At 43.3% G+C, this 12,836-nt stretch carries 9 protein-coding genes; 7 read left to right on the forward strand and 2 right to left on the reverse strand.

Annotation, left to right across the window (positions count from 1 at the left end; translation table 11 throughout):
- Positions 1–2,706, forward strand: a 2,706-nt coding sequence (locus H150_RS0108455; RefSeq protein ID WP_019958621.1) for a YadA family autotransporter adhesin, incomplete at its 5' end; no start/stop codon positions are given.
- 141 nt (positions 2,707–2,847) lie between these two features.
- Here H150_RS0108455 and gyrA read toward each other — a convergent pair.
- The gene (gyrA, locus tag H150_RS0108460; RefSeq protein ID WP_026353596.1) at positions 2,848–5,571 is read right to left on the reverse strand and encodes a DNA gyrase subunit A; all 2,724 of its coding nucleotides are present in this window, start codon (positions 5,569–5,571) and stop codon (positions 2,848–2,850) included.
- A 194-nt stretch (positions 5,572–5,765) separates the two neighbouring features.
- On the opposite strand from gyrA, the gene earP reads away from it, so the two are divergent.
- From earP to H150_RS0108490, 6 genes are all read left to right on the forward strand, one after another.
- Complete coding sequence (gene earP, locus H150_RS0108465; RefSeq protein WP_019958623.1) at positions 5,766–6,953, forward strand: elongation factor P maturation arginine rhamnosyltransferase EarP; 1,188 nt, start codon at positions 5,766–5,768, stop codon at positions 6,951–6,953.
- Between the two features lie 35 nt (positions 6,954–6,988).
- On the forward strand, positions 6,989–7,549 hold the full coding sequence (gene efp, locus H150_RS0108470) for an elongation factor P (RefSeq protein WP_019958624.1): 561 nt from the start codon (positions 6,989–6,991) through the stop codon (positions 7,547–7,549).
- A gap of 105 nt (positions 7,550–7,654) precedes the next feature.
- Positions 7,655–9,037: an MATE family efflux transporter gene (locus H150_RS0108475; RefSeq protein ID WP_019958625.1), complete on the forward strand. Its 1,383-nt coding sequence runs from the start codon at positions 7,655–7,657 to the stop codon at positions 9,035–9,037.
- Positions 9,024–10,046, forward strand: a complete 1,023-nt coding sequence (gene murB / locus H150_RS0108480; RefSeq protein WP_425316054.1) for a UDP-N-acetylmuramate dehydrogenase — start codon at positions 9,024–9,026, stop codon at positions 10,044–10,046. Before H150_RS0108475 ends, murB begins: the two co-directional genes overlap by 14 nt.
- Positions 10,047–10,187: 141 nt before the next feature.
- Entirely contained in the window at positions 10,188–10,844 is a 657-nt protein-coding gene (locus H150_RS0108485; protein WP_019958627.1) for a TetR/AcrR family transcriptional regulator, read from the forward strand.
- 1 nt (position 10,845) lies between these two features.
- The gene (locus tag H150_RS0108490; RefSeq protein ID WP_019958628.1) at positions 10,846–12,375 is read left to right on the forward strand and encodes a helicase HerA-like domain-containing protein; all 1,530 of its coding nucleotides are present in this window, start codon (positions 10,846–10,848) and stop codon (positions 12,373–12,375) included.
- Between the two features lie 47 nt (positions 12,376–12,422).
- Here H150_RS0108490 and H150_RS0108495 read toward each other — a convergent pair whose 3' ends face one another.
- Positions 12,423–12,707 carry a hypothetical protein gene (locus H150_RS0108495; protein WP_019958629.1) on the reverse strand — a complete coding sequence of 95 codons (285 nt, stop codon included), beginning with the start codon at positions 12,705–12,707 and terminating at the stop codon, positions 12,423–12,425.
- Positions 12,708–12,836: the final 129 nt, after the last annotated feature.

The raw sequence follows: 12,836 nt of genomic DNA on the forward strand, positions 1-12,836 counted from the left end.
CCAGGCTTAACCGTAGTGGGTAAAGACGGTAAAGACGGTGTGAGCTTCAATAACGATGGTACGATTTCTAACTTGGCAGATGGCACGCGTCCGAAAGATGCAGTGAATTTGAGTCAGTTGACTGGTGTATCAGATGCATTGACCAATGCAGGTTTGAACTTCACTGATGATGCAGGCACAGTGATTCATCGCAAATTGGGTGAAACTTTGGGCTTGACTACCACTTCTTCAAATATGGAAACAGTAGTTGGTAAAGATGGTATTGTTATCAACTTCTCAGACCGTCCTGAATTCTCAGGTTTGGTTGTGAATGGCAAAGACGGTAAAGATGCATCGATTCAATTCACCGATCCTAGCGGTAACAAAGGTGCTGCATTGGTGGGTAAACCAGGTGCAGATGGTTTGCCAGGCTTAACCGTAGTGGGTAAAGATGGTAAAGACGGTGTGAGCTTTAATAATGATGGCACTATATCTAACTTGGCAGATGGTACACGTCCAAATGATGCGGTGAATAAGAGTCAGTTGGATGGTGTGTCTGCTAACTTGACTAGTGATGGTTTAAACTTCACTGCCAGTGATGGCAATGTAATTCACAGAGACTTGGGTGATACATTGAGCATCATTGGTGCCTTGACTGGATTGGGTATTTCTGAAGATAAGAGCTTGTATGCAACTGCGGGTGACTATTCTGCGAAAAACATCCAAACAGTGGTAACCAAAAATGGTTTGCAAATTCAATTGGCAGATCGTCCTGAATTCTCAGGTTTAGTACTCAATGGCAAAGATGGACAAGATGCTTCAATTCAGTTTGCAGATAGTAAAGGACATCCAGGCTTTAGCATTGTAGGTACAGCGGGTTCAGGCGGTGTTAACCCTAGTCTTACTTTTGTAAATAGTTTTGGAGAAGAGGGTGTTAAATTGGTTGCTGATGGCAGAATTACCAATGTAGCAGAAGGTAAAGACGGTAAGGATGCTGTGAATGTTGACCAATTGACAACGGTTAGTAATGTAGCGAATCGTGGTTGGGATGTATCAACTAACGGTGGTCCTGTTCATAACGTGGCTCCAGGGTCGCAAGTAGATTTTTCGAATAACGATGGTAATGTTGTGATTGCCAATCAAGCGGGTAACATCACTGTTGGTTTGGCTAAAAATGTCACAGTAGATTCAATAGACTTGGGTGGTACTGTTTTGAATCAAGGTGGTTTGACGATTAAAGATGGACCAAGCATTACCCAAGGTGGCATTGATATGGCAGGTAAAAACATTAGCAATGTTGCTGATGCAGTTACTGACGATCAGGCGGTGAATTTAGGCCAATTGAATAGTTTGGTAACATCTACTAACAACCAACAAAATGTTGTCATCAATCAGATTAAAACTGATATTGGTGATATGGATAAATTGGGTGCTACATTCGATGTGTCAGGTCAAAATATGACTGAGCATAAAGACTTGGTAAGTACTATTAATGCAATGAATACTGGTGGTATTAAGTATATGCATACTAATGGCGTACCAGAGGTTGACGAACAAGGCAAGATTGGACCTACCAATGACTCAAGCGCTGGTGGTAAAAACTCAAGCGCAATTGGTGTGAATGCCATTATTCAAGCAGGCGGTACTAGCTCTGTGGCTATGGGACATAACAGCTTTGTTGGCAATGATGCAACCGATGCTGTGGCCATAGGTTCTGGTGCTCAAGCGACTGGTAGCAGTGCAATTGCAATTGGTCACAATTCAATAGCCAGTGGTAAGCAAGCATTGAGTGTTGGTACTGGTAATGTGGTTAGTGGTAATAATTCCGGTGCATTTGGTGACCCTAATATCGTAAGTGGCAATAACTCTTATGCATTGGGTAACAACAATACCATTGCAGCAGACAACTCATTTACAGTTGGTAACGATATAGTTATTGATCGTAATGTTGATGATATGACTCAGGCAAATGGAGCAAGCTTTAAAGGCTCTATGGGCTTAGGTAATGGCTCAACAGTGGCTGCGGCAGTGGGTACTAAGAGTGTGACCATTCAAAATCATACTTATGATTTTGCAGGCTCTGCTCCAGTAGGTACTGTCAGTGTCGGTAGTGCAGGTTCTGAACGTACTGTTACCAATGTTGCAGCAGGTCGCATCAGTGAAACCAGTACCGATGCCATCAATGGTAGCCAGTTGTATGCAACCAATGAAGCTGTTAATAATTTGAATAAAGGTGCAGCGGGTATCGTGCAGTATTCAGATGGTAACAATCCAACAGTTAGCAATGGCGGCGTGGTTAGCAATAACGCAACCTTGACGGGTAAACCGGCAACTGTGGATAGAAATGGCGATGGTAAGGTTGATGCTGCAGATGGTACTGATCCTGTACAATTGTCTAATGTTGCGGCAGGTGCGGCACCAACAGATGCTGCCAATGTAGGACAGTTGCAACAAATGGGCAGCACCCTGAACAACCGTATTAATCAGGTAGAAAACAATGCTAATGCAGGTACTGCCACTGCGATGGCTGTAGCTGGATTGCCACAAGCATATTTACCTGGTAAGAGCATGGTTGCGGTTGCTGGTAGTGTGTACCGAGGTGAAACTGGTTATGCAGTAGGCTACTCAAGTATTTCAGATGGCGGTAACTGGGTAGTCAAAGCCTCAGCAAGTGGTAATTCTCGCGGTCACATTGGTGGTACGCTTGGTGCAGGTTATCAGTGGTGAGGTAGTTAGGTTGTAATGAAAGCCGCTCGAAAGAGCGGCTTTTTTGATGTCAACTGACAATTGAAATCGAATTGATATGCTTGGATATTCATCAATGAAAAAAGCCCACATCGTGTGGGCTTTTGATAATCAATAAAACTTTTATTCAATATTAGTTGTAGGTGTCTCAATACTGTTAGCTTCAATGGCATCTTCTGATAAATCTTCCTCAGTTTCTGCAATACGAGTCAAACTGACCAATTGTTCGCCTTCATCTAAATTAATTAAGCGAACGCCTTGAGCAGCACGCCCTGTTTCGCGTACTTGATTGACTTTCGTGCGAATCAACACGCCACCAGAGGTAATCAACATCAAATCATCGGTTTCGTCGGTTAAAGTGGCAGCGACCAACTCACCATTGCGCTCACCTGTATTGATGGCAATATTGCCTTGACCACCTTTGCCTTTGCGGCTGTAGTGAGCAATAGGTGTACGCTTGCCATAGCCATTGGCAGTGGCAGTTAATACTTGTAATTGGCCTTGCTCACATTCTGGCGCGAAGGTAATCAGGCTGACAATTCGACCTTCGGCAGGTAAGCGCATACCACGTAAACCACCACTACCACGATTAGAAATACGTACGCCATTGGCAGGCTTGCTTATTTCAGTGGCATCATTGTCGCCATCGGTATGTTCAATGCTATTGTCACTGTCTAAATCTTCTGCTTCATCACTATCACCACTGCGTTCCCAGTATTCGTTGAAACGTATGGCTTTGCCTAAATTAGAGAATAACATGATGTCGTCTTGACCACTGGTTTGTGCCACGCCAACTAAGCTGTCTCCGTCTTTCAAGGCAATTGCTTTAATACCTTTGCTACTGACGTTTTTAAAAGCAGACAGTTGTACTTTTTTAACCAAACCTTGAGCCGTCGCAAAGAACACATATTGGTCGTCGGGAAAGTCACGAACAGCCAAGATAGCGCTGACTTTTTCACCATCATCCAATTGAATCACATTGCTGATAGGGCGACCACGGCTATTGCGGCCACCTTCAGGCAATTTATAAACTTTAATCCAATGACAGCGCCCAAAATTGGTGAAACACATTAGATAATCATGGGTATTAGCGACAAACAACGATTCAATGAAATCTTCATCTTTGGTGGCTGCGGCTTGTTTGCCTCGGCCGCCACGTCTTTGTGCTTGGTAATCATCGACATGTTGTGTCTTGATATAACCGCTATGAGTCAGGGTGACCACCATTTCGCGTGGTGGAATCAAGTCTTCATCAGCAATATCGCCACCAAATGGGTTGATTTCAGAGCGACGCTCATCGCCATATTGCACTTTAATGCTACTCAATTCACCATCAATGATTTGATTGATGCGCTCAGGATTGCCCAAGATATCAATCAAGTCCAAAATGGTGGTCATGATGTCTTTGTATTCGCCCAAAATTTTGTCTTGTTCCAAACCAGTTAAGCGTTGTAAACGCATTTCTAAAATGGCTTGGGCTTGGGCTTCACTGAATTGGTATTGTGTACCATGCAAACCGACATGCGCTGCCACATTTTCAGGACGCACCATGTCTAAATTTTCAACACGGCTGAGCATGTCGTTGACCAAAGAAGATTTCCATGCTTGACCTAATAAGGCTTGCTTGGCTTCGGGTGGTGTACTGCTGCTCTTGATCAAGGCAATAATGGCATCAACATTGGATAAAGCTACCGCTAGACCTTCCAAAATATGGCCGCGCTCACGGGCTTTTTTCAATTCAAACATGGTGCGACGTGTGACTACTTCACGGCGATGGCGTAAAAATTCGCTTAGGATTTGTTTGATATTGAGCAAGCGAGGTTGACCATCAACCAAAGCAACCATATTGATACCAAAACTGTCTTGCAATGGTGTCATTTTGTACAATTGGTTCAAAATAACTTCGGCATTTTCATTACGCTTGAGCTCAATGACCACTCGCATACCTGATTTGTCTGACTCATCGCGCAAATCAGAAATGCCTTCCAGTGTTTTTGAACGTACCAATTCACCGATTTTTTCGACCAATTTGGCTTTGTTTACTTGATAAGGGATTTCATCAATGATGATGGCTTCGCGCTCTTTCGGTAAGGCTTCGATGTGGGTTTTACTACGCATAACCACACGACCGCGACCTGTACGGTAGCCTTCACGTACACCGCTCAAACCATAAATAGTGGCACCTGTTGGGAAGTCTGGCGCTGGAATGTAATCGATTAATTCATCAATGCTCAAATCAGGGTTTTGCAATAAAGCCATACAAGCATCTAATACCTCATTCAAATTGTGAGGTGGGATGTTGGTGGCCATGCCTACAGCAATGCCTGAGCTGCCATTGACTAATAATGCAGGTACACGAGCTGGCAAAATCAAAGGTTCAGATTCTGAACCATCGTAGTTGGAACCAAAATTAACCGTTTCTTTGTCAATATCGGCTAATAATTCGTGTGCAATTTTGGCCATGCGAATTTCGGTGTAACGCATTGCCGCAGCGCTGTCGCCATCGACTGAACCAAAGTTACCTTGACCATCGACCAGCATATAACGCATCGAAAAATCTTGTGCCATGCGCACGATGGTATCGTAAACCGCAGTATCACCATGAGGATGGTATTTACCAATCACGTCGCCGACGATACGAGCAGATTTTTTATAAGCACGATTCCAATCATTGTTCAACTCGTGCATGGCGTATAAAACGCGGCGATGGACGGGCTTTAAGCCGTCGCGCACATCGGGCAAAGCACGACCCACAATCACGCTCATGGCGTAGTCAAGATATGAACGACGCATTTCCTCTTCGAGGCTAATGGCGATGGTTTCTTTGGCAAATAAGGAATCGGTCATAACACTGAACACATGGTCTATAGAGCCTGTGAGTATAGCACAAAGCCCATATTTCAGGACGCTTATCTTTATTTGGCTCAGAGTTAAAAAATCATCGATTTAAAGTATTTGTAAGCTTTTTTAAAGCGTCCTGTAAAATTAGCTGGCAGGATGCTTGGTCGCTTCATTATGGGGATTGGGGCATAATGAGACTTATGAAAAAAAACAAATTGTGTGCATGGCTGTTTTGTCGTGTGATAGATAATTTTGGTGACATTGGCGTGTCTTGGCGTTTGGCCAAACAATTGGTGTGCGAACAAAACATGCAGGTGGTGTTGTGGGTGGATGATTGGCAAGCGGTACAAGCTTTATTGCCTGATGTCGGTCATCAGCCTTGTGAGTATGAAGGGGTTTTATTGCTTTTTTGGAATGAGGCGCAAAGCATGCAAGGGTTACAAAATATGCCTGCTGCGGATGCAGTCATTGAAACGTTTGCGTGTGATGTACCTGAAACAGTATTGCAATGGTTGACTGAGCAAAAACAAGTGGTGTGGCTCAATTTGGAGTATTTGACGGCTGAAGATTGGGTGGACGGCATCCATTTATTGCCTTCGTTGCAAAGCAATGGTGTGGCGAAATACTTTTTTTGTCCTGGTTTTAGCGAGCAAACTGGTGGCGTATCGTATGAGCAAAACTTGCTTGCAAAAAAATGGCCTGTCGATAGCCTGCATAAGCAAGCATTGCGTGAACAATATGCCTTGCCATCTATTGCAGGCAATACACATGTGTATGTGTTTGGTTATGCCGATGAGATGTGGCCGTTGTGGTTTGAAATGTGGGCTCATGGCGCACAATCGTTAACAGTTTGGTTGGCCAAAGGCAGCGTCTTAACGCAATTGCAAACCCAATATCCTGTTTTACAAGCTTTGCAGCAAGTCGGGGACAGTGTGGTTTGGGGACGTGTCACTGTGTGTTTGGTGCCATTTGTGGCACAAGCGCAGTTTGATGAAGTGTTACAGGCCGCTGATGTGTGCGTGGTGCGTGGTGAAGACAGCGTGTTGCGCGCGCTGTGGCAAGGACAAGTGTTTTGGTGGCAAATTTATCGCCAAGAAGCGCAAGCACATCACATCAAGCTCAAGGCATTTTGGCAACGTTTTGTTGATGATACGGAGATATTACAGGACGCTGCTGCGCAGAAAGTATGGCAATCGCATCAATTATTGTCCGATGAGCTCAATGGTGTGAGGCATTTGTCGGTGTCAGAACGTGCGCAAGCATGGCAATATGTGTGTGAACATCAAGTATATTTAGCAGTATTTTTGCAAAAATGGCGGCAATTGTTGTGGGATAAGGGTAGTTTAGCGACACAGCTAGCCAACTTCATTCGCCATCAGTTAAAATAGCGCGTTTTAAAACTTTTTAATGCGGAATTTAGATTATGAAAACAGCACAAGAATTGCGTGTCGGTAATGTATTTATGGTTGGCAACGACCCTATGGTAGTACAAAAATCAGAATACAACAAATCTGGCCGCAATGCAGCAGTGGTGAAAATGAAGTTGAAAAACTTGTTGACTGGCGCTGCGACTGAATCAGTTTACAAAGCTGACGAAAAATTTGATGTGGTTATTTTGGAACGCAAACAGTGTAATTACACTTATTTTGCCGATCCTATGTATGTGTTCATGGACCAAGAGTTCGAACAATACGAAATTGAAGCAGAAAACATGGGCGATGCATTACCTTACATCGTAGACGGCATGGAAGAAATCTGTGAAGTGACTTTCTACAACGGTAAAGCGATTTCTGTTGAGTTGCCTACTATTGTGGTACGCGAAGTAGAATACACCGAGCCTGCAGTGAAAGGCGATACCTCTGGTAAAGTGATGAAACCTGCTCGTTTGGTTGGTGGTTTTGAAATTGCGGTGCCTGCATTCGTTGAAAATGGTGAAAAAATCGAAATCGATAGCCGCACCCACGAATTCCGTAAACGTGCTTAATGTGATTGATTAAGCCTTTTACGTGCCAAAGCGACGCTGTGAGTCTTTAAGGCCGCAGCGTCGCTTTGTATTTGAATGTACATGTGAAACATGTTGAAAGAGTGTATGTTATTTGATCTCAATCGTTTCAGTGGCGGTGTTTATCGCAGCGAAGCGAAAAAAATCATCCAATTGGCTTGGCCAATGTTTGTGGCACAAATTGCTCAAGTGGGTGTGGGCGTGGTCGATACGGTCATGGCTGGGCGTTATGGTGCGGAAGACTTGGCAGCGGTAGCGTTGGGTACGAGTTTGTTTTTAACCATTTACATCAGTTTAATGGGTGTATTAACAGCGTTAAATCCGATTGTATCGCAGTTGTATGGTGCGCAAAAAACAAGCGAAATCAGTAAGGTCGGCAGCCAAGGTTTGTGGCTGGCCTTGTTGCTTAGTGTGTTGGGTATGTTGGTGTTGTGGGCTTTGATTGTGCCCTTGAATCGTTATTTCGAACTCAGTGCTTATGTGAAGCATGTGTTTGCGTATTTTATGTTTTGGGTAGCATTTGCCTTGCCATTTGCTTTGTTGTATCGCAGCTTGCATGCGTATGCCAGCAGTTTAAACCGTCCTAAGCCGATTATGTGGATCAGCTTGATTGGTTTGGCTTTGAGCGTACCTGTGAATTATGTGTTGATTTATGGCTTATGGGGTTTGCCTGCTTTAGGTGGGATTGGTTGTGCTTTGGCGACTGTGTTTGTCTTTGCATTTAATACCATTTGTTTGTGGCTATACATCAGCTTGCATCCTTATTTTAAGCAGTTTGGTAGCTTGAGTTTAAAAGGTGGCATAGATGTGGCCGTACTCAAACGCATTGTGTCTTTGGGTATTCCGATTGGCTTGTCATTTTTAATTGAAGTCAGTTTGTTCACCATGATTGCCATTTTAATCGCTAACTTGGGTGTGGAATATGTGGCCAGTCAGCAAGTGGTGATTAATATCAGTACGATGGTTTATATGGTTCCCCAATCATTGGGCGCTGCTTTGAGTGTGTGCGTTGGCTATGCCATTGGGCGAGGTCATTTTCAACGAGCACGTTATATTGCAGGCGTGGGGTTGAGTATAGGCTTGATAGCATCGTTGATGACCGTACTGGTGATTGTTACAGGCCGCTATCATATTGTATCTTTGTATACTACTGATGCTGCTGTCATTGCTATTGCTTCTGCATTATTGGTTTTCAATGCGGTATTTCAAATCCCTGATGCCTTGCAAACCATCGCCACTGGTGCTTTGCGTGGCTATAAAATCACGCGTTTGCCGATGATTGTGCATTTGATTGCTTTTTGGGGCTTGGGACTGTGTTTAGGTTATGTTTTGTGTTATCGCTTTAATATGGGCATTTATGGTTTTTGGAGTGCTTTGATTTTATCTTTATCTGTAGCAGCAGTGGCATTCATCATTTTATTGTCTCGTGTGAGCAAACGTTTTTTGAGCAAATACCATCATGAAAATTGAATCGAATTTTGAGTTGCAGCCGTACAACACCTTTGGCTTGGGAAGTTGCGCCCGTTATTTTACTGAATTGGTTACCGTAAACGATGTGTATGAATTGGTGGAACATGAATGGTTTGGACAAATCAAGCATCAGTGGTTAGGTGGTGGCAGTAATATTATCATGGCACCTGTGATAGATGCATGGGTGCTGCATATTGCCAATAAAGGCATTGAGGTTTTGTCTGAAACAGATGATAAAGTGTTGATTCAAGCACAAGCGGGTGAGTCTTGGCATCAGTTTGTATTGCATTGTATCGACTTGGGTTATAGTGGTCTGGAAAATTTGAGTTTGATTCCTGGACAAGTCGGTTCGGCACCTGTGCAAAATATTGGTGCGTATGGTGTAGAGGTCAAAGACATTATTCATTCAGTGGAATGTTTTGATACGCATGAAAAAAAATGGCGTGTGTTTTCAAATGCCGAATGCCAATTTCAGTATCGTGATAGTTTTTTTAAACATGCAGAGCATGGACGTTATTTAATTTGGTCGGTAATATTAGAATTAAATAAAGTATTCAAACCTAATGTGGGTTATGGTGACTTGGAAAAAGTCTCGATCGCAATGGCGCAAGGCAGTCAAATGACTGCCAAAATTGTCAGTGATGCAGTGTGTCAGATTCGTCAAAGTAAATTACCAGACCCTAAAATAATGGGCAATGTGGGCAGTTTTTTTCACAATCCCATTTTGTTAGAACAAAAAGCGAAACTATTAAAACAGCAATATCCATCCATGCCGCAATACTTGCAAGGACAAGGCAAGATAAAGATTGCGGCAGGCTGGCTTATTGATCAAGCAGGCTTAAAAGGTCTGCAACAAGGCGGTGCAGCAGTACATCAGCAGCAAGCGTTGGTTTTGGTGAATAAAGGACAGGCAACACACCAAAATATTTTGGATCTGGCCAAACAAATTCAAAATGAGGTGTTGGATCAGTTTGATGTGAATTTACACATTGAACCTACTTTTTGGTGAGAATAAGGCATGAGTTTTGAATCAAAGTGCGTGTCTTATTCTGATTAAAAAGCCCAATGTGCGTTTGGTGCATTGGGATGTTGGTCGCTTTTTAACCGACGTTGTTTTATTACACACACTTGATATTAAAAGGTTGTATTCATGGCGAAGCAAGGCAAACGAAACACTTATGACCGTATTGTGGATGCGAGTTTGGAGTTGTTCAATACGGAAGGTGAGCGCAAAATCAGTACCAATCATATTGCAGCACATTTAAGTATTAGTCCAGGTAATTTGTATTATCATTTTCGCAATAAAGATGAAATCATTTTACAATTGTTCAAGCGTTATCGTTCGGAATTGACTGAAATACTCAGTCGCAATGAAACGCCAGAAGACATGACGGGCATGGTGGATTATTTCTTAGAAGTCTTTGATGTGATGTGGCGTTACCGCTTTTTGTTTGCCGATGTGAACACCTTACTCATGCGCAACAGCGAATTGTCAGGTGAGTATCAAAATTTCACTTGGAAACAAGTTTCACCGATGATACACAAGCACTTGAATCATTTGGTACGCAGCGGTGCTTTGCGTGGTGAGGTTTTGGATGTCGATGTTTTGGCCTTGAATATTTGGTTAATTTGCCGTTATTGGTTTGTGTTTGATGGTTCTTTGAATCACCATCAATTGGATGAAAAATCCAAAGTACGTGGTTTGGTACAGGTATTCAATCTATTGCGTCCTTATGTACATGAAGAATTCATGAACCAATATCATGATGGTTTGTCTGTGTTACAACAACGAATGGAACTTCAATGAAATGAACGAATTGTTTGCCATTGCCAAAAATGCGGAACAACATGATTTGGGCTTGATTCCCAAGATGGCCAATCGACATGGTTTGATTGCAGGCGCAACAGGCACGGGCAAAACAGTGACTTTACGAAAAATGGCGGAATGCTTCAGCGATGCTGGCATTCCGGTTTTTTTATTGGATGTCAAAGGCGATTTGTCAGGTATTGCAGATGCTGGTGAAAACAGTGGCTTTGTTGCCAAACGCATGCAAGAATTTGATTTACAGGACGCTTATTTGCATGGTTTTCCTGTGCGTTATTGGGATGTGTTTGCGCAAAAAGGCTTGGCTGTACGCATCACCATTTCTGAAATGGGACCTGTGTTATTGTCACATTTACTCAGCTTGAATGATACCCAATCGGGATTGTTGAGCTTGGTGTTCAAAGTGGCTGATGACAAAGCTTGGCATTTGATTGATTTGAAAGATTTGCGTGGCATGCTCAAATATGTGTCTGAGCATGCTAAGGATTTTCGTGCCACTTATGGCAATGTGTCTGCTGCCAGCGTGGGTGCGATACAGCGTCAATTGTTGCAATTAGAACAAGATGGGGCAGATTTAATCTTTGGCGAGCCTGATATCAACTTGGATGATTTGTTGCAAACAGAGGGCACACAAGGCATCATCAATATTTTACAAGGTGAGCGTTTGATGCGTTCGCCCCGCATTTTCAGTGCATTTTTATTGTGGTTATTGGCAGAGTTGTTTGAGCGTTTACCTGAAGTGGGCGATTTGCCACAGCCGAAATTGGTTTTGTTTTTTGATGAAGCCCATTTGCTCTTTGATCAAGCAGAGCCTGCTTTATTGCAACAAGTGGAGCAAGTGGTGCGCTTGATTCGTTCTAAAGGTGTGGGCGTGTATTTTGTCACGCAAAACCCATTGGATTTGCCTGATACCATTTTGGGACAATTGGGCAATCGGGTTCAACACGCGTTGTGGGCATTCACGCCACGAGATCAAAAAGCGGTGAAAGCCGCAGCAGAAACATTTCGCAGCAATCCCCATTTAAATGTGACTCAAGCCATTTCAGAGTTGGCAACGGGCGAAGCTTTGGTATCATTTTTAGATGAAAAAGGCATGCCTACACCTGTACAGCGCGCTTTGATTTTCCCACCAAGCAGCGCATTGCCACCTAAAACTGAAAACGATATCGTGTCACACATTCAAAATGATGATTTATATGCTGCTTATCAAACCAGTGTGGATCGTTATTCTGCGTATGAGGCTATTTTGGCTTATGAAGAGGGGCAAGTAGCGGCAGCAGCTCAAGCAAAAGAGATGACACAAAACACCATAGCCACTGAGCAACAAAAGCCGCAACCAGCAGCAGAAGAGCCTGGTTTATTAGATGGGCTGTTAACAGGATTATTGGGTGGGCGGCGCAAAAGCCAAGCGAGTATGAGCAATAAAATTGGCGCGCAATTGGGACATTCCATTTCCAATCAAGTCAGCAAAAGTATTAGTCGCACAATTATGGGCATCATCAAGGGCAAATGATGAAATATACTTAATAAGCGTCCTGTAATGATTACAGGACGCTTATTTTATGGTTGTTCGGGAGGTGATTGAGGGTTTTTTTCAGGACGCTTCACATCATTTTTAAGGCGGTGTGGCTTGTCTTTATGAGAACGATGTGTGCCGTCGTATTTGTGAATGCGCAGTTTTTTGCTGCGATATATTTTTTTCGCTGGTGTAGAAGAGTCATCCGTGCTGGGATTGGCTTCTGAATAAGATGGTATCTTAGGCGACATTTGAGCCGTTGGCGCATCTGCCCACGCTGCAGTACTGGTTAATACAATACTCAAACAAAATAACCAAATGAATTTCATCCGCGGATATCCATATGCAAATGCAATAAAGAAAGGCAAACGGCAAGCAAACTGTCTGTCAGGGAGTCTGCTTGCCGTATTGCGATACTACTCAATGAGCCACGTTGTGTTGGAAGCGTGGTTCATTTG

It is taken from the genome of Vitreoscilla stercoraria DSM 513 (assembly GCF_000382305.1).
Taxonomy (GTDB): domain Bacteria; phylum Pseudomonadota; class Gammaproteobacteria; order Burkholderiales; family Neisseriaceae; genus Vitreoscilla; species Vitreoscilla stercoraria.